Below are 22,066 nucleotides of genomic sequence, written 5' to 3'. Positions count from 1 at the left end.
TCCTCCGCGCCGGAAGGGGACCGATGTGACCGACGACCTCGATCCGGTGGCCTCACTGCTGGCGGTGCTCGACCTGCGCGACGTGGGCGCACGCACCACCGAAGACATCTTCACCGGGGTCTCGCAGGCCATGCCGTCCGGCCGCGTGTACGGCGGCCAGGTGCTCGCCCAGTCGGTCGTCGCAGCTTCGCGCACGCTCCCGCCCGAGCGCGCGGTGCATTCCATGCACGGCTACTTTCTGCGACCGGGCGACCCCTCTGCCGCGATCACGTTCTCGGTCGACCGTATCCACGACGGCCGCTCGTTCTCGACCCGGCGTACGCAGGCCTTCCAGGCCGGGGTTCCGATCTTCTCGATGATCGCGTCATTCCAAGACGACGACCCGGGACTCGAGCACGCGGAGCCCCTGCCCGAGGCAATCCCGCAGCCCGAGGAGCTGACGCCCTTCGACCCCGAGGGTCTCCACCCGGTGAGCCGACGCCTGTTCTCGGAGCGGCCCGTCGATGTGCTGCACGTGCCCTCGCCGGTCTACACCTCGGTGGAGGGTCCGCACGAGCCGCGCCAAGCCGTCTGGATGCGGGTGCGACGCCCCCTGCCCGACGATCCCGCCGTGCACCGCGCCGCACTGGCGTATTTGAGCGACCTCACCGTTCAGGAGCCGATCCTGCGCGGCCACGGCGTCCCCTGGAGCACGCCCGGACTCAAAGTGGCCAGCCTCGACCACGCGATGTGGTGGCACCGCCCGGCCCGCGTCGACGATTGGCTCCTGTACGTGCAGGAGTCCCCCACGGCCCGCGGCGGGCGTGGGCTGTCGACCGGGCGCATGTACACCCGTGACGGGGTGCTCGCGGCCAGCGTCGCCCAAGAGGTCATGGTGCGGGTGCCGCACGACTGACGGATCCCGGATGCCGGGCCCCGCGGCATCCGCACGGACGGTGTCGCGGTGGTCTCAGGTGCGGCCGGGACGCCGTCGGTACTCGATCGGGTCGCCGACGTAGGGCGCCCAGGCTGTTCGCTCGCGCTCGGTCCACCGGATCGGGCGCCCGCTCGCGGTGTCGACGAGGACGACCACGGCGGTGGCGCGCGCATAGAGCACGGGCTCGGCGTCGCCGACGGGGCTGAAGACCTCGAAGCAGATATCGGCGCTGGATCCGCCCATCGCACCGATCCACATGCGCACGTCGAGCGGTCGCTGGCTGTAGGGCGTCGGGCGGAGGTACTCGATCTCCTGGCGGGCGATGAGCGTCGCGCGCTCGCCTCCGCTGTCGAGCACGTCCATGTCGAAGACGGCGGTCGGCAGAGGCTCGCCCTCGCCGTCGCTGTGCCAGAAGGCGCGCAGCCGCGCCTCCTCGAGCAACTTCAACATCGACGTGTTGTTCACGTGCCCGAGCGCGTCGAGGTCGCCCCATCGCAGATGGATGGGCACGTGCACCCGCGAGGGCCCGGAGGCGTCCGGGCCCTCGTCGGGGGATGCCGCGCCGTGCGGCGCGGCGGAGGCGTCAGTCACGCGTCAGCTTGCGGTAGGTCGAGCGCGAGGGGTTCGCGGCGTCGGCGCCCAGACGCTCGATCTTGTTCGCCTCGTAGGCCTCGAAGTTGCCCTCGAACCAGTGCCACTGGTCGGGATGCTCCTCGGTGCCCTCGTACGCGAGGATGTGCGTGGCGATACGGTCGAGGAACCACCGGTCGTGCGTGATGACCACGGCGCAGCCGGGGAACTCCAGCAGCGCGTTCTCGAGCGAGCTCAGCGTCTCGACGTCGAGGTCGTTCGTGGGCTCGTCGAGCAGCAGCAGGTTGCCGCCCTCTTTGAGGGTGAGCGCGAGGTTCAGGCGGTTGCGCTCACCGCCGGAGAGCACTCCGGCCTTCTTCTGCTGGTCCGGGCCCTTGAAACCGAACTTCGACACGTACGCGCGGGAGGGGATCTCGGTCTTGCCGACCGTGATGATGTCGAGACCGTCGGAGACGACCTCCCACAGCGTCTTCTCGGGGTCGATGTTGGCGCGCGACTGGTCGACGTAGCTGATCTTGACGGTCTCGCCCATCTTGAGCGTGCCGCCGTCGAGGGGCTCGAGGCCGACGATCGTCTTGAACAACGTCGTCTTTCCGACACCGTTGGGGCCGATGACACCGACGATGCCGTTCGGGGGCAGGTTGAAGCTGAGGTTGCTGATGAGCGACCGGTCGCCGAAGCGCTTCTCGAGCTTCTTGGCGTCGATGACGATGCTGCCCAGGCGCGGACCCGCGGGGATCTGGATCTCATCGAAGTCGAGCTTCCGCGTACGCTCCGCCTCAGCTGCCATCTCCTCGTACCGCGCGAGGCGGGCCTTGGACTTGACCTGACGACCCTTGGCGTTGGAGCGGACCCACTCGAGCTCTTCCTTCAGGCGCTTGGCGAGCTTGGCGTCTTTCTTGCCCTGGACGTCGAGGCGCTGGGCCTTCTTGTCGAGGTAGGTGGAGTAGTTGCCCTCGTAGGGGTACAGGTGACCGCGGTCGACCTCGGCGATCCACTCCGCGACGTTGTCGAGGAAGTACCGGTCGTGGGTGATGGCGATGACCGCGCCCTTGTAGGCCTTGAGGTGCTGCTCGAGCCACAGCACGCTTTCGGCGTCGAGGTGGTTGGTGGGCTCGTCGAGCAGGAGCAGATCGGGCTTCTGCAGCAGGAGTTTCGCGAGGGCGACGCGACGGCGCTCACCTCCGGACAGCGGCACGACGGAAGCGTCGGCGGGCGGGGTGCGCAACGCGTCCATCGCCTGCTCGAGCTGGGAGTCGAGGTCCCAGCCGTCGGCGGCGTCGATCTCTTCTTGCAGTGTGCCCATCTCGGCCAGCAGCGCGTCGAAATCGGCGTCGGGGTCGGCCATGAGGGCGGAGATCTCGTTGAACCGGTCGAGCTTTGGCTTGATGGCCACGCCGTCCTGGATGTTCTCCAGCACGGTCTTGCTCTCGTCGAGCTCCGGCTCCTGCATGAGGATGCCGACGGTGAAGCCCGGGCTCAGCCGTGCCTCTCCGTTGGACGGGGTGTCGAGCCCGGCCATGATCTTCAGGATCGTCGACTTACCCGCACCGTTCGGCCCGACCATGCCGATCTTGGCACCCGGGAGGAACGACATCGTGACGTCGTCGAGGATCAGCTTGTCGCCCACAGCCTTGCGGGCGCGGACCATGGAGTAGATGTATTCCGCCATAACCCCTCCAGTCTAAGGGCGGAGTGCGTCGTCACCGACGGCTGCGCGCACGGGCGGCAGCCGTCGTGGGTCACCAGTCGATCGCGCGTGTCTGACCGATCAGGCAGCCGCCCGCCGACAGACCGGGCAGCACCGCGGTCACCGGCGCACCGATCGACGGCCCGACCTGTCCGACGAGGCACTCGTCGCCCATTCGGACAGAGAACTCGATGCTCTCCGCCGCGTTGCCGACGGTGCTCTGGTCGGGGGTCACCTGCATCGCCGCCTTGTCGAACCCGGCCGAGACGAGGGCGTCGATGTAGGCGCGTCCGGCGACCTGGTCGGGGCCCGACCAGACCGTCCCGACCACGCTGGTGAAGAACGGCAGATTCTGCGACGCCGTCCCGTTCGAAACGAACGCCGGCGCCATCGGCGTGGCGCTCGCGGTGGCACCGGCGTCGGCCGTGGGGGCGGCGGAGGCGGAGCCGGCAGAGGCAGACGGTGCCCGCTCCACGGGGGTAGCGACACACCCCGCCAAGCCCAGCACGGCCAGCACGGACAGGGCTGCGAGGGAGCGACCGGTGAGACGAGACACGCCATCGATTGTACGGACGCCGCCGGAGCAAGCCCCGCCCTCTCCCCGGGGAGGCCGCACTGCTCGTGCCGGTGACGGTCAGAACGGCGTCTCGACCGGCTCTCCGGGCGCGGGAGCATCCCCGGCCTCGGGCACCCGCTCGGCCCCGCCTGCCGCGCCGGACGCACCGGGGACGGCCCACCCGTCGGCATCACGTGCGGCGGGGGGATGCGCAGCGGTTCCCGACTCGTCGCGCGCGGTCGCCTCCGCCTCCTCCGGGCGGGGAATACGAACGAAGCGGGTGATCCCCCACCTCACGTCGTGGCCGACGGCATCGGCCGTCACGTCGGCGCTCACACCGCGGCGGTTCTCGGCCTCCCATTCGCGCAGGCGCAGCCGACCGCTCACGATCACCCGCTCTCCTTTGCGGAAGGAGCGCAATGCGTTCGCGCCCAGCTCGCCGAAGACCGATACGGCATAGAAATTGGTGTGCCCGTCGACCCATTCGCCGCGCTCGCGGTCGAGCCGTCGTTCGCCGACGGCGAGTCGGAAGGCCGCCACCGGTCCCCCGCCGCGCGTCGAGCGCTGCTCCAGGTCGCCGACGATGTTGCCCACGATGGTGATGTGGTCGCTCATGATGTTGTCCTCTCGCTCGGATGTGCGCTCCGGCATCCGTGTGCCCGACGGATGCCGGAGCCCGCCCAGGATGACGGTGCGAGCGGCGGTCCCGCTGTCGCGTGACCCGCATCCGTGGAGGAATCGAGCAACCGTCGACGTGGGGAGGATGGGCGCGATCTCGCGAACGGCTCGATGTCGGAGGTTCGGCGTACCGTCGCCGTCATGAGCACCGCACTGTGGAACGACCTCGCCCCGGCACCGCGTCCGGCCGGGTGGGGAGCCGCGACGCACGTCGCCGCGGGCCTGTGGCGCATCGCCGACCCTCGCGGCATCGTCGTGGGGCACATCCGGGCCGTCGCCGCCGAGGGGGGCTACCGGTACGCCGCCGAGCGATTTCATGCGGCGTCGGGACATTTCCGTCGCTTGGGCGAGTTCTGGTCGTCGAACGAGGCCTTCGAGTGCCTGCGGTACAGCCGCTGACGACTTCCCGCCCGGCGCTCGCGGCGGTCGCGCTCGGGCGGGGTCCACCGAACGCCCGACGCGGCTTCGCCCTGGGCGTCCGGCGACGACTCACACCACCGTCGACAGTTCCACGCGCGCGTCGACCGATCTGCCGCCCCGCACGTCAGCCCACGCCGCGCGCAGAATGTCCGCGGCCCGCTCGAGGGTACTCGGGGCCGCCGTGAACGGCACGCGCAGCCGACGATCGTGTCCGCCGTCGACGGCGAAGCGCGAGCCCGCCGACAGCGCGAGGCCCCGCGCCCGCGCGTTCATGACGAGCGGTGTGCTCAGCGGCGCGCCGAGGCCGACCCACAGCGAGACGCCTCCGCGGGGTTCCGGCACCTCCCACTCCGGGAATGACCGCCGCAGCGCCGAGACGAGACTGTTCCGCCCCGCGCGCAGCAGATCTCCGCGCTGGGCGGCGATCTCGTCCAGTCGCGGTACGAGGCGAGCCGCGATGGCCTGTTCGAGTTCGGGGGTTCCGAGGTCGTGCACCGGTCGCCCGCTCGCGAGGCGGCGCACCACGTCGGGGACCGCGCGGATCCACCCGACCCGGAGGCCGCCCCACACCGTCTTGCCCAGCGATGCCACCCGGATGATGTGCTCGTCGTCGGGGAACGGTGCCGCCGGCCCCCGACGATCGATGTCCAATTCGGCCGTGGTCTCATCGAGCACGAGCGTCGTCCCCACCGCGCGGGCGCCATCGACGAATGCCGCGGTCTCGGCATCGGTCATGGTGCGACCCGTCGGATTGTGAAAATCGGGCATGAGGTAGCCCAAGGTCGGCAGGGCACGCGCGAACGTCTGGGCAGCCCGCTCGAGGTCCCACCCGTCTTCCACGTCGACGGGGACACCCACCAGACGGGCGCCGATGCGGCGGAAGGCATCGGACGCGTGGGGGTACGTCGGCGTCTCGATGAGCACCCGGTCAGCACGATTCAGCAGGATCGAGGCGATCAGGTGAATGGCGCTCTGCGCGCCGGTGGTGACCAGGATCTGCTCGGGGTCGGTCGCGAGCCCGCGGCGGGTGTAGCGGTCCGCGATCGCTGCGCGCAGGAGAGGGTCGCCCACCACGTCGTAACCCGTGCGTGCGACGAGCGCGGGCACGTCCTGGGTGACCTCGGCGATCACCGCGGGAAGACCCGGCCAGGCCGCGGGACTGGCCTGCTGCAGATCGATGACGGCATCGTCGGACTCGAAGCGTCCGGGGTCGTTCCGGCCGAGGGGAAGAGTGACGCTTCCGCTGCCGCGCAGGCTCTCGATGTGGCCTGTTTCGCGCAGGCTCCGGTAAGCCGCAGCCACGGTCGTGCGGCTCAGCGACAGGGCGGCAGCGAGCTCGCGTTCCGCGGGCAACGCTGTCGACGGCGCCAGCCGGTTGTCGAGGCAAAGCAACCGTATGCCGTCGGCCAGCGACTCGTACGCCGGCCCCGTGCCGCGCCAGCCCCCGAGTGCGGCAGCCAGTGCGCGTGCGGAGATTCTCGAGTCCATGAGGCCACGTTAGCGATATTGGACTTACTCTATCAAGCCAATCTCATGATTGGCTTTTATCATGTCCTCTCGCATCACCCGCCTCCTTGTCGGACTCGCCCTCTACGGCGTCGGCTGCGCCTTCACCGTCGCCGCCGGGCTCGGCGTCGACCCGTGGACCGTCTTCGCGCAGGGCATCTCGCGTGTCACGGGCGTGGGCGTCGGCTGGGTCACGAACATCGTCGGACTCGCCGTGCTGCTGCTGTGGATCCCACTGCGTCAGAAACCCGGCATCGGCACCATCGCCAACGTCCTGCTCGTCGGAACGAGCATGCAGGTCGCGCTCTGGGTCCTCCCCCACCCCGATGCACTCTGGCTACAGGCCGCCATGCTCGTCGGAGGTGTGGTCCTCGTCGCCGTCGCATCCGGTCTCTACATCGGCGCACACTTCGGCCCCGGCCCCCGGGACGGACTCATGACCGGCATGCACGCGCGCTTCGGCTGGCCGATCTGGATCTGCCGGCTCACCGTCGAAGGATCCGTTCTCGTACTCGGCTGGCTCCTCGGCGGCACGGTCGGCATCGGCACCGTGGTGTTCGCGCTGGGCATCGGTCCGCTCGTGCACGTGGCACTGCCCCTGCTGGCCACACCCGAGCCGACGCGAGCGTCGCATCGGCCGGCTCGGGTGTGAGCGCGCCTGCGTCAGTGCTCGCGGAACTGCGGGCGGTCGCTGCCGGGCCGCAGGTGCGTCTGCAGGGCGCTCTTCGCGATCTCCATCGACGGATACACGCCCAGCGGCTCGTTCTTCCCGGCCATGTGAACGGTGTACCCGTCGACATCCTTCTGGATCTTGCCGACCACCCCGACGGGGCCGTAAGCGACCCACAGACGTCGCACGATCGTCTCGGACATGAGTGCTCCTTTGCTCTCGGTGACCGGAAGATTACGCGCGAGCCGTCCACCCCGCCAGGCCCTGGTGCGGACGAGGGGCCGCCGCCGATATCCTGGACGATGACCCCCAGTAGCTCAGTGGATAGAGCAGCGGCCTTCTAATCCGCCGGTCACACGTTCGAATCGTGTCTGGGGGACCCGAAGCCCCGGCACTGCGCTCACTAGAATGTGGGAATGGTAGGCGCCTCCGAGAACGACCGTCTCGTCTGGATCGACTGCGAGATGACGGGACTCGACCTCGCGGTCGACGAACTCGTCGAGATCGCCGTCGTCGTGACCGACTTCGAGCTGAACGTGCTCGACCCCGGTTTCCAGATCGTGATCAAGCCCGACGACTCCGCGATCGCCAACATGGGCGAGTTCGTCACCGAAATGCACCGCTCGTCGGGGCTGCTCGACGAGATCCCGCACGGGGTGAGCCTCGCAGATGCCGAGTTCCAGGCCTTGGAGTACATCCAGCGTTTCGCCCCCGTCGAGGGCAAGGCCCCGCTCGCGGGCAACACGATCGGCACCGACCGGATGTTCCTCGCGAAGTACATGCCCCGCGTCGACCGCTGGTTGCACTACCGCAACGTCGACGTGTCGAGCATCAAGGAACTCTCGCGTCGGTGGTACCCGCGCGCCTACTTCCAGGCGCCCGCCAAGAACGGCGGGCACCGCGCGCTCGCCGATATCCGCGAGTCCATCCGCGAGCTCGCCTACTACCGCGCCGCGGTCTTCGTGCCGCAGCCGGGCCCCACGAGCGACGAAGCGAAGGCCGTGTCGGCCTCGGCCGTGTCGTCGTTCGCCCTGGACGTATGACATAATCGTTCAGTTGTCTGCTGCGGCAGGCACATGGTGGCTATAGCTCAGTTGGTAGAGCACCGCGTTGTGGTCGCGGGGGTCGCGGGTTCAAGTCCCGTTAGCCACCCCATTATCACGAGAGCCCGGCCCGTCGGCCGGGCTCTCGTGCATCCCGGGTACCCCTCCGTCCTCCGCTCGACCGGCGGCCCGCGACGGGGGGGTGCCCCCGTAGAATCGACCACGCCGCCGGTGTCGCGGCATCCATTGTCCGGACCGCGATGACGGGAGGCGTGCCGTGAACGACGACGCCCCCGCTCGCGTCCTTCTCGACGTGGATGCCGAATCGTTCGAGCGTCTCGTCGTCGACGAGCTCGACCGTCTGCCCGACGACATGGTCGAGGGGCTCGACAACGTCGTCTTCGTCGTCGAAGACCGCCCCGACGACGGATCGCTCGACCTGCTCGGACTGTACGACGGCTGGGCGTTGACCGAGCGGGAACGCTACGGCGCCGGGGAGTTGCCCGACCGCATCATCGTGTACCGCGAGCCCCACCTCGCCGCGTGTGCCGACGAAAGCGAGCTCCGCGACGAGATCCACACCACGCTCGTTCACGAGATCGCCCATTTCTACGGCATCGACGACGACCGTCTGCACGAGTTGGGGTGGGCTTGATGGCCGGTGCAGCAACGCCCGACCTCGATGTCGTCGAAGACGCCTGGCTCGCCGCGCAGCCCCCGTCGTCGTGGCAGACGGTGGTGTGGAACGATCCCGTCAACCTCATGAGCTACGTCAGTCGCGTGTTCCGCACCTACTTCGGCTTCGATGCCGCGACGGCCGAGCGACTCATGCTGGCCGTGCATCACGAGGGTCACGCCGTGGTCGCTCGTGGCCCCCGCGAGGTGATGGAAGCCCACACCCAGGCCATGCACGACTTCGGCCTCTGGGCCACCGTCCGGAAGGAACCCGCGTGAACGAGAAGATCGTCGTGCTCGAGGTGAGTCACCTCGAGGCTCTGCACCTCGCGGGAATCGTGGGACAGTTCCGCGACGTCCTGGCCGGCAGCCGCCGCGACGACGATCCCGCGGTTCGCCCGGCTGACGCCGGACGCGTACCCCGACGACGAGGAGGCGACGCGGGAGTTCCGCCGCCTCACGGCCGACGATCTGCTCGAGCGCCGATCCGACGACGCTGCCGTCGTGCTGCAGACGCTCGGCATGGACGGTGGCGACACCGACGCAGACCCGGATGCCACGATCTCGGTGGCCCTCGGCGAGAGCGAGGCTCTCGCTTGGATGCGGACCCTCTCGGCGGTGCGCCTCGTGCTCGCGTCGCGTCTCGGCATCCAGACCGAGGACGACCACCAGCCCGACGATCCTCGTTTCGGCGTGTACGACTGGATCGGGTACCGGCTGGATGGACTCGTCGCGGCGCTGGATCGCGGCTGACGCCCTCTCGCCCCGACCCGGCGGCCCGGGGCGCGTCTTCAGGGCACGCGTACGACGATCGTCGCGAGGGAGACGGGATCGTGCGCCGCGAGGTGCTGCTCCTCCTGCGCCGCCCAGCGCTCCCAATGTGGGCGATAGGTGTCGCCGTCGCGGTCGAGCGCGCGGTGCTTGCGCGACGGTGACGGCGCCTCGACCCACACCGATACGTCGGCCAACCGCGCCGTCTCGGGGGTGAGGGCACCCGCGCCCTCGATGACGAGCGGGAGAGACGGGTCGACGGCGTGCGCCTCTGCGCGTTCTCCCCGTTCCCAGTCCCAGCGTTCCCACACGCCCACGCCGCCCTTGGCGTGCGGGGTGAGAACCGTCTCGCGCGCGTACACCGAACCCGCGTCCAGTCCATCCCAGCCGGGATAGATGTCGTCGAGCGCGACGAGCTGGACGCGGCCGCGAAGCGGCCACGACGCGACGAGCCGGCGCGCCAACGAGCTCTTGCCCGCCCCGCTGCGACCGTCGAGGACGACGACGGGGTTGGCTGCTCCGACCGCGACGATGAGCGCCGACACCGCGGCGGTGGCCGCGGCGAGGGCGTCGTCGATCGGGTCGCCGTTACTTCTTGAGGACGCGGATGACACGGCTGAGCGCGCGGCCGGCGACCCACACGAACGGGATGCCGACGGCGAGGAGCGAGACGAGGTTCGGGTCGAACCGCAGGTCGTCGCCACGGCGGATGTAGGCGCCGAGCGGCAGCGTGTACCCGCCGCCCCCGCCACCGCCGTTGCCCTGCTCGTCGGATCCGCCGCCGTAACCGGCCCAGACGAGAGCGACGGGCACGATGCGCACGCCGTCGACGTCCTGCTGCTCGCCGTAAGCGGCGGTGACGCCGAAGCTGGTGGACTGCTTGCCGAGTTCCAGAGCGATGTTGGGCATGTGTTCACCGTACCGGCCCGTCAGCCTCCATCCCAGGTGTTGCGTTGCGGGAGCGGGCGTGCCACGCGACTGCTCAGTGGTCGTAGGAGGGTCGCGGGTTGGTGGGGAGGGCTCCCCCGCCGCGCGCCGGGCCGAGGAGCGAGCCGCGCGTGACCGCGCCGCGGCCGAAGCGCGCCGTGGCGCCGTCGAGGGCGTCCTCGACGGCGCGCCACTCCGCGTCGTCGTCCCACAGCGTGGCCGCCATCGCGGCCGGCTTGAGTTTTTCACCCCGCACGCCGATCAGCCGCACCGCCATGCGCCGGTCGATCGCGTCGAACAACTCGATCGCAGCGTCGCCGATGCGCTGCCCGACGGACGTCGGATCGGGCAGGGTGCGAGACCGGCTGAGGGTCGTGAAATCGGAGAAGCGCACCTTGATCGAGATCGTCGACGCTTCATAGTCCTGGGCACGCAGTCGCGCACCGACGCGGTCGGCCAGCCGTCGCAACTCCACGTGCAGAGTCCGCGTGTCGGAGATATCGGCGTGGAAGGTCTCTTCGTGTCCCACGCTCTTCTCGGTGCGTGCCGTGTGCACCTCGCGGGCGTCGATACCGCGGGAGAGATGCCAGATCCGCTCGCCCATCGCGGCGCCGAGCACCTGGTCGAGCGCGTGCCGCGGCGTATCGAGGATGTCGGAGACCAGACGGATGCCGCGCCCCTCCAACGCCTCGGCAGCCTTGGGCCCGACGCCCCACAGTGCCCGCACCGAGCGCGGACGCAGAAACGCCTCGGTGTCGGCCGCGGCGACGACGAGCAGCCCATCGGGCTTGGAGATGGTGGATGCCATCTTGGCGACGTGCTTGGTGGCGGCGACCCCGATGCTGCAGGTCAGCCCCGTCTCGGCCTTCACCCGGGCCCGCAGGTCGCGGGCGATGGTGCCCGGGCTCCCCCACAGCCGCCGCGCGCCACGCACGTCGAGGAACGCCTCGTCGATCGACAGGGGTTCGACCAGCGGCGTCACGTCGTGGAAGATCGCCATGACCTGTCGCGACATCTCGGTGTAGCGGTGGTAGGGCGGATTCACGACGATGGCCGTCGGGCACAATCGCAGGGCGATCGCGACCGGCATCGCCGACCTCACCCCGTACCGCCGCGCCTCGTACGACGCGCTCGAGACCACCCCGCGCCCCTCGGAACCGCCGATGATCAGCGGCTTCCCCGCGAGCGAGGGGTCGTCGAGCACGGCGACCGAGGCGAAGAACGCGTCCATGTCGACGTGCAGGATGCCGGTGCCCGTGTCGTCGGCGTCGGCACGCGAGACGAGGCGCCCCGTGCCATCGCCTCGTCCCATGGCATCCATTCTCCCCCGGACCTCTGACATCGAGGCCGGTCGCGGTGCCGCCCCGCACACGACCTCCGCGCCGCGCACAACCTCAGCCGAGAACCCGCGAAACCCACGGAGCCTGCGCACATCGCCCACCTTGCGCACCGGCCCCGCCGCCCCTTCCGCGAACGGTCAGACGACGCGGCCGACGAATCCCCCGGACACGACGGATGCCACGACCCCGGGCTCACAGAGCGGGTCGTGGCATCCGGTGTCTTACTGGGCGGCGCGCTCCAGCACGAGCTCGCGCACGCGTGCGGCGTCGGCCTGGCCCTTCATGGCCTTCATCACCGCGCCGATGACGGCGCCGGCGGCCTGCACCTTGCCGTCGCGGATCTTCGCGAGCACGTCGGGCTGCGCGGCGAGGGCCTCGTCGATGGCGGCGATCAGGGCGCCGTCGTCCGAGACGACCGCGAGACCGCGCGCGTCGACGACCTCTTGCGGGGTTCCCTCACCGGCGATGACGCCCTCGAGCACCTGGCGCGCGAGCTTGTCGGTGAGCGTGCCCGCGTCGACGAGCTGCTGCAGGGCGGCGACGTTCTGCGGCGACACGAGGTCTTCCGCGTCGCGCTCCTGGGCGTTGGCGACGCGGGTGATCTCGCCCGTCCACCACTTGCGGGCAGCGGCCGGCGCCGCGCCCGCCGCGATCGTGTCGGCGACCGCGTCGAGCAGGCCGCCGTTGGCGACGTCCTGGAACTCCAGGTCGGTGAAGCCCCACTCGGCCTTCAGACGGCGACGACGGGCGGCGGGTGGCTCGGGGAGCGCGGCGCGCAGCTCTTCGATCAGCTCGGGCGCGGGCACCACCGGCAGCAGGTCGGGCTCGGGGAAGTAGCGGTAGTCGTCGGCATCCGACTTCGGACGGCCCGGCGAGGTGCGGCCGGTGTCCTCGTGCCAGTGACGCGTCTCCTGCGTGATCGTGCCGCCCTTGGCGAGGATCGCGGCCTGGCGCTGGATCTCGTACCGGACGGCGCGCTCGACCGAACGCATCGAGTTGACGTTCTTCGTCTCGGTGCGGGTTCCGAGCTTCTCCTGGCCGCGGGGGCGCAGCGAGACGTTCGCGTCGCAGCGCAGGTTGCCGCGTTCGAGCTTGGCCTCGGAGATGCCCAGGGCGCGCACGATGTCACGGATCGTCGCGACGTAGGCCTTCGCCAGCGCCGGAGCCGAGTGCTCCGCGCCGAAGATCGGCTTGGTCACGATCTCGACCAGCGGGACCCCTGCGCGGTTGTAGTCGACGAGCGAGTACTCGGCGCCCTGGATGCGACCGGTCGAACCGCCCATGTGGGTGAGCTTGCCGGCATCCTCCTCCATGTGGGCGCGCTCGATCGGCACGGTCACGATCGTGCCGTCCTCGAGCTCGACCTCGACCGAGCCTTCGAACGCGATCGGCTCGTCGTACTGCGAGATCTGGTAGTTCTTGCCCAGGTCGGGGTAGAAGTAGTTCTTCCGCGCGAACCGGCTCGACGGCGCGATCGAGCAGCCGAGGGCCAGGCCCAGGCTGATCGACGAGCGGATCGCCTCGGCGTTGACGACCGGGAGTGCGCCGGGCAGGCCCATGTCGACGGGGGCGACGAGCGTGTTGGGCTCGGCTCCGTGATTGGCCTCGTTGGCAGGGTTGGGCGCAGCCGAGAACATCTTGGTCGCGGTGTTCAATTCGACGTGCACCTCGAAACCGAGGACGGGCTCGAACCGCTCGAGCGCCTCGTCGAAGTCCATGAGTGCGTCTTTCGCCATCAGAGCGACGCTCCGTTCGTGAGAGAGGGGGCGCGGTCCAGCAGGGGGCCGCCCCACTGGTCGACGAGCAGGGCCTCGAGGGCCGCGCCGACGCGGTACAGACGAGCGTCTTCGCGCGCGGGGGGCGAGGAACTGGATGCCGACGGGCAGCCCATCTTCCTCGGCGAGGCCGCTCGGGATCGAGATGCCCGGGACACCGGCGAGGTTCGCCGGGATCGTGGTGATGTCGTTGAGGTACATCTGCAGCGGGTCGTCGATCTTCTCGCCGAGCCGGAACGCCGTGGTCGGCGACGAGGGCGTCGCGATGACGTCGACCTGTGCGAACGCGGCATCGAAGTCCTGCTGGATGAGCGTGCGGACCTTCTGCGCGCTGCCGTAGTACGCGTCGTAGTAGCCGGCCGACAGGGCATAGGTGCCGAGGATGATGCGGCGCTTCACCTCGGGGCCGAAGCCGGCGTCGCGTGTGGCGGCCATGACGTTCTCGACCGTCGGTGTGCCCTGCGGCGTCACGCGAAGACCGAAGCGCACCGAGTCGAACTTGGCGAGGTTGCTCGATGCCTCGGCGGGGAGGATCAGGTAGTACGCGGCGACGCCGTACTCGAAGTGCGGCGCGCTGATCTCGACGATCTCGGCGCCCTGGGCCTCCATGGCTGCGAGGGCCGCGCGGAAGGACGCGGCGACGCCGGACTGGAACCCCGTTCCGTCGAGCTCACGCACGACCCCGACCTTCAGACCCTTCAACACCTGACCGGTGGCGCCCTCTCGCGCGGCGGCGGCGAAAGACGGCCACGCATCGCTGAGCGAGGTCGAGTCGTTGGCGTCGTAGCCGCCGATGACGTCGTGCAGCAGACCCGCGTCGAGCACGGTGCGAGTCACAGGACCGACCTGATCCAGACTGGATGCCAGGGCGATCGCGCCGTAGCGACTCACACCGCCGTAGGTGGGCTTCACGCCCACCGTGCCGGTGACGTGCGCGGGCTGGCGGATGGAACCACCCGTGTCGGAGCCGAGGGCCAGCGGCGCTTCGAAGGCCGCGACGGCCGCAGCCGAACCGCCGCCGGAGCCGCCGGGGATGCGGTCGAGGTCCCACGGGTTGCGCGTGGGACCGTAGGCGGAGAACTCCGTCGAGGAGCCCATGGCGAACTCGTCCATGTTGGTCTTCCCGAGCGGCACCAGGCCCGCGGCGCGCGAGCGCGCGACGACGGTGGCGTCGTAGGGAGACATGTACCCCTCGAGGATTCTCGATCCGCTCGTGGAGGGCATGTCGGTCGTGACGAGTACGTCCTTCACGGCCAGCGGGACACCCGCGAGCTCGTGCAACTGCTCGCCGTCGGCACGCCGTCGGTCGATGTCGGCCGCGACCTCGAGTGCGTGGTCGCTGACGTGCAGGAACGCGTGCACGTCGCCGTCGACGGCGGCGATACGGTCGAGGTGCGCTTGCGTCGCCTCGACGCTGGACACCTCGTTCTTCGCCAGCGCGGCGGCGAGGTCGGCGGCGCTCAGGCGGGTGAGATCGGTCACTGTTCCTCCCCCAGGATCGCGGTCACACGGAACCGGCCGTCGGCCTGGTCGGGTGCGTTCTGCAGCACCTGCTCACGGGTGAGCTGCGGCTGCACGACATCGGGACGGAAGACGTTCTCGAGCGGGATCGGGTGGCTCGTGGCGACGACGTCGGGCGTCGCCACCTCGGACACCTTCGCGATGTTGTCGACGATGGCATCCAGCTGACCGGTCAGGCTCTGGATCTCCTCGTCGCTCAACTGGATCCGGGCGAGCACACCGAGATGGCGCACGAGATCGGGAGTGATTTCAGACACCCCACGAGTCTAGTTCGCGTCGCGTTCGCGTCTCGTTCGCGCGCGCTTCCGCGCCGGGCGGAGGAGCCCCGTAGGCTGGCCGGGTGACGAGTTTCGAGCCGCCGCGCCCCTGGACCCGCAGCTACGCCCCGGGCGTGCCCGAAGACCTCGCTGCGCAGAGCGGTTCACTCGTCGACATCGTCGACGCCTCGGTCCACGACTACCCCGACGCCCCGGCCCTGCAGTTCTTCGGCCGCGAGACGACCTACGCCGACCTGTCCGACCAGATCGCGCGCGCGGCCGCCGCCCTCGCGTCGCACGGCGTGCGCGCCGGAGACCCGGTGGCCATCGTGCTGCCGAACTGTCCTCAGCACATCGTCGCGTTCTACGCCGTGCTGCGTCTGGGAGCCGTCGTCGTCGAGCACAACCCGCTCTACACACCGCGAGAGCTGCGCAAGCAGTTCGAGGACCACGGAGCCAAGCACGCGATCGTGTGGAGCAAGGTCGTCGCCACCGTGCAGGAGTTCCCGTCCGATCTGCGCGTGAACACCCTGGTCTCGGTCGACGTCACCGAGGCGATGCCCCGACTCACGCGGCTCGCGCTGCGCCTCCCCCTCGCCAAGGCACGCCAGTCCCGCGCGGCCCTGACGACGAAGACCCGGGATGCCACACCGTGGCGCGAGCTGCTCCGCCACGGGCCGCTGCCCGAGACGCACCCCCGCCCCGCGACCGATGATCTGGCGATCATCCAGTACACCAGCGGCACGACGGGCGCCCCCAAGGGCGCGATGCTCACGCACGCCAACCTGCTCGCGAACGCCGCGCAGGCCCGTGCCTGGGTTCCGCAGATCGTGCGAGGCGAGGGCTGCGTCGTCTACGCGGTGCTGCCCATGTTCCACGCGTACGGGCTGACCCTGTGCCTGACGTTCGCGATGTCGATGGGGGCGCGCCTCGTGCTGTTCCCCAAGTTCGACCCCGACCTGGTGCTCGCGGTGACGAAGAAGCACCCCGCGACCTTCCTGCCACTGGTTCCGCCGATCGCCGACCGCCTCCTCGCGGCCGCCGAAGCAAAGGGCGTGTCGCTGGCCGGCACCGACGTCGCCATCTCGGGCGCCATGGCGCTCCCCCACGAACTCGTCGTACCGTTCGAGAAGGCGACCGGTGGCTACCTCGTCGAAGGATACGGTCTGAGCGAGTGCTCCCCGGTGCTCATGGCGAACCCCGTCGCCGACAATCGCGTCGCCGGTACGGTGGGGCTTCCGCTCCCCGGTACCGAGTGCCGCGTCGTCGACCCCGACGATCCTCGTACCGACGTGGAACGCGGCGAACTGCTCGTACGCGGCCCGCAGGTGTTCTCGGGCTATTACGGCAAGCCCGAGAAGACCGAGGAGGTCTTCGTCGACGGGTGGTTCCGCACCGGCGACATCGTCACGATCGACGACGACGGCTTCGTCCGCATCGTCGATCGCATCAAGGAACTCATCATCACGGGCGGTTTCAACGTCGCTCCGACCGAGGTCGAGAACGTCTTGCGTCAGCACCCGTCCGTGGCGGACGTCGCGGTGGTGGGCCTGCCCAGCGAGCACTCCGGCGAAGAGGTCGTCGCAGCCGTCGTCCCCGCCGGCGGCGGCGAGGTCGATGCCGAAGCACTCCGGGCGTTCGCGCGCGGCATCCTGACCCCGTACAAGGTGCCCAAGCGCATCGTCGTGGTCGACGATCTGCCGCGCTCTCTCATCGGGAAGGTGCTGCGTCGGCAGGTGCGCGACACGCTGCTCGCCCGGTGAGGCTCAGCCCTCAGCCGTGGACCCCAGGGCTTCGGGCCCCCCGCGTGACCAACAGGTGAAACTGCGCGGCGTCGAGGACGGGGATGCCAAGAGCCTCGGCCTTCGCCAGCTTCGACCCCGCGCCCGGACCGGCAGCGACGAAGTCCGTCTTCTTCGAAACGCTCGACGCCGCTTTTCCTCCGGCGTTGATGATCGCCTCTTGCGCTCCTTCGCGGGTATACCCCTCGAGCGAGCCGGTCGCCACGACGGTGAGACCTTCGAGAACGCCGCCCTCGGTGACGGCGCCGCCCGGGCCCGGGTGGCCGGGTGTCGCAAGTTGGACGCCGGCAGCCTCCCACCGATCGACGATCTCATGATGCCAGTCGACGGCGAACCAGTCGATGATCGCGTCGGCCATGATGCCGCCGACCCCCTCGACCGCCGCGAGCTCGTCGCGTGTCGCACGCTGCATCGCGCGCACCGAGCCGAACCACTGCGCCAGCGCCCGCGCGGTGGGCGGACCCACATGTCGGATGTTCAGCGCGACCAGGATGCGCCACAGGTCTTTGGCTTTCGCCTGTCGCAGTCCTTCGAGCAATTCATCGGCCGCCTTGGAGGGGACGAACTCGGTGTCGCCGTCGAAGGCACCGCCGGGCACGTGCGGCGGATCGTTCTTGGTCCGCCGCCGCCGGAACGGGGCGCGAACGTCAGGGCTGCCGTCGGGCTTGAGACGCGGGAGCCCGGTCTCGACATCGCGCATGACGATCTCGATCGGGAACAGGTCTTTGGCCGTGAGCTCGAACAGGCGCGCCTCGACGGTCGCCGGGTGACGCCGCGGGCGAAGCGACCAGCGCAGGCGTGGACGCTCGGTGGGCGCCGGCCGCTCCGACAGTCGCACCGGGCGCACCGCTCGCACCTCACGCGCGAGCTGCGACAGCGCGAGCGCGGAGACCTCGCCGAGACCCTCGACATCGAGGGCGTTGCGGGAACCGACGTGCTCGATCCGGCCTCGCACCTGAGCGGGACACGAACGCGCATTGGGACACCGCAGGTCTTTGTCGCCCTCTCGCGCGGGACGCAGCGGCGTGCCGCACTCGGGGCAATCGGTCGGCATCACGAAGGCCCGCTCCGAGCCGTCGCGCAGCTCGACGACCGGACCGAGCACCTCGGGGATCACGTCGCCGGCCTTGCGGAGCACGACGGTGTCTCCGATGAGCACGCCCTTGATCTTGACGACGTCTTGATTGTGCAACGTGGCCTGACGCACGACGCTGCCCGCCACGTGGGCGGGCTCCATCACCGCGTACGGCGTCGCCCGGCCCGTGCGCCCGACCGAGACGACGATGTCGATGAGCTTCGTGTTGACCTGCTCGGGAGGGTATTTGAAGGCGATGGCCCACCGCGGAGCACGGCTCGTGGCTCCGAGCTCGTCGTGCAGCGCGAGCTCGTCGATCTTGACCACGACGCCATCGATCTCGTGCTCGACGGCGCTGGAGGGGTCGTGGCGCTGTGCGCCGTGACGCTCGACGTACGCCACCACCCCGTCGATGGAGTCTTCGACGGCGGTGTGGGGAGACGTCGGGAGCCCCCAGCGTTCGAGCAGACGGTAGATCTCGCTCTGCGAGGCGACGGGCGGCTCTGCCCACGCGCCGATTCCGTGCACGTACAGCCGCAGAGCGGCGATGCGTGCGAGCGCCGCGTCGAGTTCGAGCCCCGACTTCTTCTCGAGCTGCTGCCGCAGGCCGCCGCTGGCGGCGTTGCGCGGATTGGCGAAGGCGGGGAAGCGGCGCGCGGCGGCTTGTTCGGCCTTCTCGCGATCGAACGCTCGTGCGCCCGACAGGCGCCCGGCCGACCGGGCACGAGCTTCGTCGACCGCGCGATCCCGATACTGCGCCTGAAGGGCGTTGAGGTTCTCGAACGCAGCGATCGGGATGAAGACCTCTCCGCGGACCTCGACCAGCGGCGGATGCCCCGTCCCCTTCAGCTCGCGCGGGATGCCGGCGACTCGCAACGCGTTGTCGGTGACGATCTCGCCCACCCGTCCGTCGCCGCGCGTCGCGGCAGAAGTGAGAACACCGTTCTCATAGCGCAGGCTGATCGCGAGGCCGTCGATCTTGAGCTCGGTGAGCCAGCGCACGCGGCGGCCGGCCGCAGCCTCGGTCTTGATCGCCCAGTCGCGGAGCTCGTCGATCGAGAAGACGTTGTCGAGGCTCAGCATGCGTTCGGCGTGCTCGATGGTCGCAAGCTCCGTCGTCGTGGCCGCGCCGACGGACTGCGTGGGGCTGTCCTGCCCCTGCAACTCGGGATGAAGCCGCTCGATGGCCTCGAGCCGATGCATCCAGGCGTCGTAGGTGGCGTCGTCGACCAGCTCGGCATCCTGCCCGTAGTACGCCTCGCGGGCGCCGACGATGCGCTGCGTGAGGTCGGCGGCCTCGACACGCGCGTCGTCGAGGCTCAGGTCGGGAAGCTGGTCGTGCTCTGTCACCCATCCAGCTTAGGGAGAGCCTCCGACATCGACGCGGGCCTTGCTTCGGCCCGGGCGCGGCGTGACGGGCGGAGGGTCAGAAAGGAACGGAGGGCCAGAACGCCCACGGCATCCTTCGCCCGCCCTCGTCCTCCCGTGATCACACCAGCCCGAGAAACGCGCGGCGCCAGGCTCCGAAGAACGCCCCGACACCCACGCCCCGCGGTTCACGCCCCGACGGGCACCGCCGACACCGTGCGATCGATCGTGAACTGCCCGATGACGCGCGTGCCGTCGTACAACACGGCGGTCTGACCGGGCGCCACGCCGTCGAACGGCGTCTCGGGCCGCACGCTCAGCACGCCGCCCTCGAGCACGGCCATCGCCGGCACGGGGTCGGCGTGCGCGCGGATCTGCACGTCGCACGCGAACGACGTCTCCGACGGCGCCCGACCCGCCCACGTGAAGCGCTCCCCCGCGATCTCGGCACACGCCAGTGCCTCTTTCGGGCCCACGACGACGGTGTTGTTCACCGGGCGCACCTCGAGCACGAAGCGCGGCTTGCCGTCGGCGGCGGGTACGCCCAGCTGCAGTCCGCGGCGCTGGCCGACGGTGAACGCGTGCGCGCCGTCGTGCGTTCCCACCACGGCGCCCGACCGATCGAGGATCTCGCCCTTCTCGGCGCCGACCCGTTCGGCCAGCCACCCGCGCGTGTCGCCGTCGGGGATGAAGCAGATGTCGTGGCTGTCGGGCTTGTGCGCGACGGTCAGCCCGCGCTCGGCAGCCTCCGCGCGCACGAGCGCCTTCGACGGCGTCGCCCCGAGCGGGAAATACGTGTGTGCGAGCTGCTCGGCCGTCAGCACGCCGAGCACGTACGACTGATCCTTCGCATTGTCGGAGGCCCGGTGCAACTCGCGCCCCTCGGGCGTGTCGACGAGGGTGGCGTAGTGCCCGGTGCACACCGCGTCGAAACCGAGCTCGATCGCCCGCTCGAGCAGGGCGGCGAACTTGATCTTCTCGTTGCAGCGCATGCACGGGTTGGGTGTGCGACCCGCGCGGTACTCCGCCACGAAGTCGTCGATCACGTCGTCGCGGAAACGCTCCGAGAAGTCCCACACGTAAAACGGCATACCGAGCTTGTCGGCGGCGCGTCGGGCGTCCATCGCGTCTTCGATCGTGCAACAGCCGCGACTGCCGGCGCGCAGGGTCCCGCCGGCACGCGACAAGGCCAGGTGCACCCCGACCACGTCGTGACCGGCCTCCACCGCGCGGGCCGCGGCCACCGCGGAGTCGACCCCACCGCTCATCGCCGCCAGTACTCGCATGCTCCCAGTCTACGAACCGCCGACTGAACGGGCTCCGGATGCCACAGCCCGGGCATACACCTCGGGAAGGCGCGCGAGCACGGCATCCACATCGTTCGAGGTCGAGGTGCGCCCGAGAGTGAAACGCAGCACCGACCGCGCCGCGCGGTCGTCGAGGCCGAGGGCGAGCACCACGTGCGACGGCTCGGCGACGCCGGCCTGGCACGCCGACCCGGTCGACACCGCGATCCCCGCCATGTCGAGCAGGAACAGCAGCGTCTCGCCCGCGGCATCCGGGAACAGCACGTGCACGTTCCCGGGCAGACGGTCGACCGGGTCGCCGAGCAGCCGGGCACCGGGAACGGTGGTGAGGATGCCGCGGATCAAGCGCTCGCGAAGGACGGCGAGCCGCGCGCTCTCTTCCACCCGCTCGGCCTCGGCCACCGTGGCCGCCGCGGCGAAGGCCGCGGCCCCGGCGACGTCCTGCGTGCCCGCGCGCAGACCCCGCTGCTGTCCGCCGCCGTGTACGAGAGGTGTCAGGCGCGCATGGCGCGAGACGACGGCCGCCCCCACGCCCACCGGTCCACCGACCTTGTGCGCTGACACCGACAGCGCCACCAGTCCCCCGGCGGCCGCCCCCGCCCCGCGCCAGGCGGCGAAGTCGACCGGGACGCTGCCGAGTGCCGACACGGCGTCGAGGTGCAGGGGCACGTCGGCCGCGGCTGCCGCGGATGCCAGCGCCCCGGCATTCTGCAGCGTCCCCACCTCGTTGTTGGCCACCAGCGCGGTCGCCAGCGCGGCTCCCGGCAGGGCTTCGGCGAAACGTCGTGCATCGATGCGGCCCAGCCGGTCGAGACCGACCGCGCGTATCGCCGCCCGTTCGTGGGAGGCGAGCCAGCCGACGACGTCGAGCGTGGCGTGATGCTCGCCGTCGGGCAGCACCACGGCGTCTGCCGACGGGGGTCGAGCCCACCATAGACCCTTCAGCGCCAGGTTCGCGGACTCGGTGCCACCGGAGGTGAAGACGATCTCGATGGGCTGGCAGTGCAGCACCGCCGCGAGCTCGTCGCGCGCGTCTTCGAGCAGCCGCCGTGCCGCCTGCCCGGCACCGTGGATCGACGACGGGTTACCGAGCACGTCGTGTGCGGCCAGCCAGGCGTCGCGTGCCTCTGCGCGCAAAGGAGCCGTCGCTGCGTGATCGAGGTAGACCTGCATGGCAC

Annotated in this window: 22 protein-coding genes, 2 tRNA genes and 1 pseudogene; 10 read left to right on the top strand and 15 right to left on the bottom strand. The window is 70.2% G+C overall.

The genetic code is table 11. The annotated features are described in order from the left end of the window. Positions 1-25: 25 nt before the first annotated feature. Positions 26-895 carry an acyl-CoA thioesterase gene (locus tag QE412_RS02840; protein WP_307479902.1) on the top strand — a complete coding sequence of 290 codons (870 nt, stop codon included), beginning with the start codon at positions 26-28 and terminating at the stop codon, positions 893-895. Between the two features lie 54 nt (positions 896-949). Here the strand turns inward: QE412_RS02840 and QE412_RS02835 are convergent, their stop codons facing one another. The 4 genes from QE412_RS02835 to QE412_RS02820 form a co-directional block, all read right to left on the bottom strand. Then, positions 950-1,432 carry an acyl-CoA thioesterase gene (locus tag QE412_RS02835; RefSeq protein ID WP_307486994.1) on the bottom strand — a complete coding sequence of 161 codons (483 nt, stop codon included), beginning with the start codon at positions 1,430-1,432 and terminating at the stop codon, positions 950-952. Between the two features lie 67 nt (positions 1,433-1,499). Next, positions 1,500-3,179, bottom strand: a complete 1,680-nt coding sequence (ettA, locus tag QE412_RS02830) for an energy-dependent translational throttle protein EttA (protein WP_077051590.1) — start codon at positions 3,177-3,179, stop codon at positions 1,500-1,502. Positions 3,180-3,249: 70 nt separating this feature from the next. Next, a complete protein-coding gene (locus QE412_RS02825) occupies positions 3,250-3,753 on the bottom strand; it encodes a DUF6993 domain-containing protein (RefSeq protein ID WP_307479899.1) in 504 nt (167 codons plus the stop codon). Positions 3,754-3,831: 78 nt separating this feature from the next. Further along, positions 3,832-4,368, bottom strand: coding sequence for a single-stranded DNA-binding protein (locus tag QE412_RS02820; RefSeq protein WP_307479896.1), 537 nt, complete (start codon positions 4,366-4,368; stop codon positions 3,832-3,834). Between the two features lie 204 nt (positions 4,369-4,572). On the opposite strand from QE412_RS02820, the gene QE412_RS02815 reads away from it, so the two are divergent. Continuing rightward, on the top strand, positions 4,573-4,830 hold the full coding sequence (locus QE412_RS02815) for a hypothetical protein (protein WP_307479891.1): 258 nt from the start codon (positions 4,573-4,575) through the stop codon (positions 4,828-4,830). Positions 4,831-4,920: 90 nt separating this feature from the next. Here QE412_RS02815 and yczR read toward each other — a convergent pair whose 3' ends face one another. Further along, on the bottom strand, positions 4,921-6,339 hold the full coding sequence (gene yczR, locus QE412_RS02810; RefSeq protein WP_307479888.1) for a MocR-like transcription factor YczR: 1,419 nt from the start codon (positions 6,337-6,339) through the stop codon (positions 4,921-4,923). Positions 6,340-6,400: 61 nt separating this feature from the next. On the opposite strand from yczR, the gene yczE reads away from it, so the two are divergent. Beyond that, positions 6,401-7,009 carry a membrane protein YczE gene (yczE, locus tag QE412_RS02805; protein ID WP_307479885.1) on the top strand — a complete coding sequence of 203 codons (609 nt, stop codon included), beginning with the start codon at positions 6,401-6,403 and terminating at the stop codon, positions 7,007-7,009. 11 nt (positions 7,010-7,020) lie between these two features. On the opposite strand, the gene QE412_RS02800 is transcribed toward yczE, so the two are convergent. Further along, positions 7,021-7,230: a methyltransferase gene (locus QE412_RS02800; RefSeq protein WP_307479882.1), complete on the bottom strand. Its 210-nt coding sequence runs from the start codon at positions 7,228-7,230 to the stop codon at positions 7,021-7,023. 103 nt (positions 7,231-7,333) lie between these two features. On the opposite strand from QE412_RS02800, the gene QE412_RS02795 reads away from it, so the two are divergent. The 6 genes from QE412_RS02795 to QE412_RS02770 all read left to right on the top strand — a co-directional run bounded on the left by QE412_RS02795 (position 7,334) and on the right by QE412_RS02770 (position 9,498). Then, positions 7,334-7,406, top strand: a tRNA-Arg gene (locus QE412_RS02795). Between the two features lie 37 nt (positions 7,407-7,443). Further along, on the top strand, positions 7,444-8,070 hold the full coding sequence (gene orn / locus QE412_RS02790; protein WP_307479880.1) for an oligoribonuclease: 627 nt from the start codon (positions 7,444-7,446) through the stop codon (positions 8,068-8,070). Between the two features lie 36 nt (positions 8,071-8,106). Next, positions 8,107-8,182: transfer RNA gene (locus QE412_RS02785), tRNA-His, on the top strand. A gap of 261 nt (positions 8,183-8,443) precedes the next feature. Further along, positions 8,444-8,725, top strand: a complete 282-nt coding sequence (locus QE412_RS02780) for a metallopeptidase family protein (RefSeq protein ID WP_373426564.1) — start codon at positions 8,444-8,446, stop codon at positions 8,723-8,725. Continuing rightward, positions 8,716-9,024, top strand: a complete 309-nt coding sequence (gene clpS, locus QE412_RS02775) for an ATP-dependent Clp protease adapter ClpS (protein ID WP_307479875.1) — start codon at positions 8,716-8,718, stop codon at positions 9,022-9,024. Before QE412_RS02780 ends, clpS begins: the two co-directional genes overlap by 10 nt. A 105-nt stretch (positions 9,025-9,129) precedes the next feature. After that, a complete protein-coding gene (locus tag QE412_RS02770; protein WP_307486991.1) occupies positions 9,130-9,498 on the top strand; it encodes a DUF2017 family protein in 369 nt (122 codons plus the stop codon). Between the two features lie 38 nt (positions 9,499-9,536). Here the strand turns inward: QE412_RS02770 and QE412_RS02765 are convergent, their stop codons facing one another. The 6 genes and pseudogenes from QE412_RS02765 to gatC all read right to left on the bottom strand — a co-directional run bounded on the left by QE412_RS02765 (position 9,537) and on the right by gatC (position 15,336). Beyond that, positions 9,537-10,130, bottom strand: a complete 594-nt coding sequence (locus tag QE412_RS02765; protein WP_307479872.1) for a hypothetical protein — start codon at positions 10,128-10,130, stop codon at positions 9,537-9,539. Then, complete coding sequence (locus tag QE412_RS02760) at positions 10,105-10,425, bottom strand: hypothetical protein (RefSeq protein ID WP_307479869.1); 321 nt, start codon at positions 10,423-10,425, stop codon at positions 10,105-10,107. Before QE412_RS02760 ends, QE412_RS02765 begins: the two co-directional genes overlap by 26 nt. A gap of 73 nt (positions 10,426-10,498) precedes the next feature. After that, positions 10,499-11,755 carry a DNA polymerase IV gene (locus QE412_RS02755; RefSeq protein WP_307479867.1) on the bottom strand — a complete coding sequence of 419 codons (1,257 nt, stop codon included), beginning with the start codon at positions 11,753-11,755 and terminating at the stop codon, positions 10,499-10,501. Between the two features lie 249 nt (positions 11,756-12,004). Next, complete coding sequence (gene gatB / locus QE412_RS02750) at positions 12,005-13,519, bottom strand: Asp-tRNA(Asn)/Glu-tRNA(Gln) amidotransferase subunit GatB (protein WP_307479864.1); 1,515 nt, start codon at positions 13,517-13,519, stop codon at positions 12,005-12,007. Continuing rightward, positions 13,519-15,040: pseudogene (gene gatA / locus QE412_RS02745) on the bottom strand (Asp-tRNA(Asn)/Glu-tRNA(Gln) amidotransferase subunit GatA). Before gatA ends, gatB begins: the two are co-directional and overlap by 1 nt. Continuing rightward, complete coding sequence (gatC, locus tag QE412_RS02740) at positions 15,037-15,336, bottom strand: Asp-tRNA(Asn)/Glu-tRNA(Gln) amidotransferase subunit GatC (protein WP_307479861.1); 300 nt, start codon at positions 15,334-15,336, stop codon at positions 15,037-15,039. The pseudogene gatA and the gene gatC overlap by 4 nt, the downstream one beginning before the upstream one ends. A gap of 83 nt (positions 15,337-15,419) precedes the next feature. Between gatC and QE412_RS02735 the strand changes: the two genes are divergently transcribed. After that, complete coding sequence (locus QE412_RS02735; protein WP_307479858.1) at positions 15,420-17,099, top strand: long-chain-fatty-acid--CoA ligase; 1,680 nt, start codon at positions 15,420-15,422, stop codon at positions 17,097-17,099. Positions 17,100-17,109: 10 nt separating this feature from the next. Here the strand turns inward: QE412_RS02735 and QE412_RS02730 are convergent, their stop codons facing one another. The 3 genes from QE412_RS02730 to QE412_RS02720 all read right to left on the bottom strand — a co-directional run bounded on the left by QE412_RS02730 (position 17,110) and on the right by QE412_RS02720 (position 22,061). Beyond that, positions 17,110-19,563 (bottom strand): NAD-dependent DNA ligase LigA, encoded by a 2,454-nt coding sequence (locus QE412_RS02730; protein ID WP_307479857.1) that lies wholly within the window; start codon positions 19,561-19,563, stop codon positions 17,110-17,112. Between the two features lie 206 nt (positions 19,564-19,769). After that, positions 19,770-20,867, bottom strand: coding sequence for a tRNA 2-thiouridine(34) synthase MnmA (gene mnmA / locus QE412_RS02725; RefSeq protein WP_307479853.1), 1,098 nt, complete (start codon positions 20,865-20,867; stop codon positions 19,770-19,772). 9 nt (positions 20,868-20,876) lie between these two features. Further along, positions 20,877-22,061, bottom strand: a complete 1,185-nt coding sequence (locus QE412_RS02720) for a cysteine desulfurase family protein (RefSeq protein WP_307479851.1) — start codon at positions 22,059-22,061, stop codon at positions 20,877-20,879. Positions 22,062-22,066: the final 5 nt, after the last annotated feature.

The sequence above is a fragment of the Microbacterium trichothecenolyticum genome, assembly GCF_030818955.1.
GTDB classification, from domain to species: Bacteria; Actinomycetota; Actinomycetes; order Actinomycetales; family Microbacteriaceae; genus Microbacterium; species Microbacterium trichothecenolyticum_B.
This window is presented reverse-complemented; position numbering and strand designations above follow the sequence as displayed.

Excerpts from the sequence above, each read along its gene's own strand:
- ettA (WP_077051590.1), bottom strand. The coding sequence starts at position 3,179 with ATGGCGGAATACATCTACTCCATGGTCCGCGCCCGCAAGGCTGTGGGC.
- QE412_RS02820 (WP_307479896.1), bottom strand. The coding sequence starts at position 4,368 with ATGAGCGACCACATCACCATCGTGGGCAACATCGTCGGCGACCTGGAG.
- QE412_RS02815 (WP_307479891.1), top strand. The coding sequence starts at position 4,573 with ATGAGCACCGCACTGTGGAACGACCTCGCCCCGGCACCGCGTCCGGCC.
- yczR (WP_307479888.1), bottom strand. The coding sequence starts at position 6,339 with ATGGACTCGAGAATCTCCGCACGCGCACTGGCTGCCGCACTCGGGGGC.
- yczE (WP_307479885.1), top strand. The coding sequence starts at position 6,401 with ATGTCCTCTCGCATCACCCGCCTCCTTGTCGGACTCGCCCTCTACGGC.
- QE412_RS02800 (WP_307479882.1), bottom strand. The coding sequence starts at position 7,230 with ATGTCCGAGACGATCGTGCGACGTCTGTGGGTCGCTTACGGCCCCGTC.
- orn (WP_307479880.1), top strand. The coding sequence starts at position 7,444 with ATGGTAGGCGCCTCCGAGAACGACCGTCTCGTCTGGATCGACTGCGAG.
- QE412_RS02780 (WP_373426564.1), top strand. The coding sequence starts at position 8,444 with ATGGTCGAGGGGCTCGACAACGTCGTCTTCGTCGTCGAAGACCGCCCC.
- QE412_RS02760 (WP_307479869.1), bottom strand. The coding sequence starts at position 10,425 with ATGCCCAACATCGCTCTGGAACTCGGCAAGCAGTCCACCAGCTTCGGC.
- QE412_RS02755 (WP_307479867.1), bottom strand. The coding sequence starts at position 11,755 with ATGGGACGAGGCGATGGCACGGGGCGCCTCGTCTCGCGTGCCGACGCC.
- gatB (WP_307479864.1), bottom strand. The coding sequence starts at position 13,519 with ATGGCGAAAGACGCACTCATGGACTTCGACGAGGCGCTCGAGCGGTTC.
- mnmA (WP_307479853.1), bottom strand. The coding sequence starts at position 20,867 with ATGCGAGTACTGGCGGCGATGAGCGGTGGGGTCGACTCCGCGGTGGCC.
- QE412_RS02720 (WP_307479851.1), bottom strand. The coding sequence starts at position 22,061 with ATGCAGGTCTACCTCGATCACGCAGCGACGGCTCCTTTGCGCGCAGAG.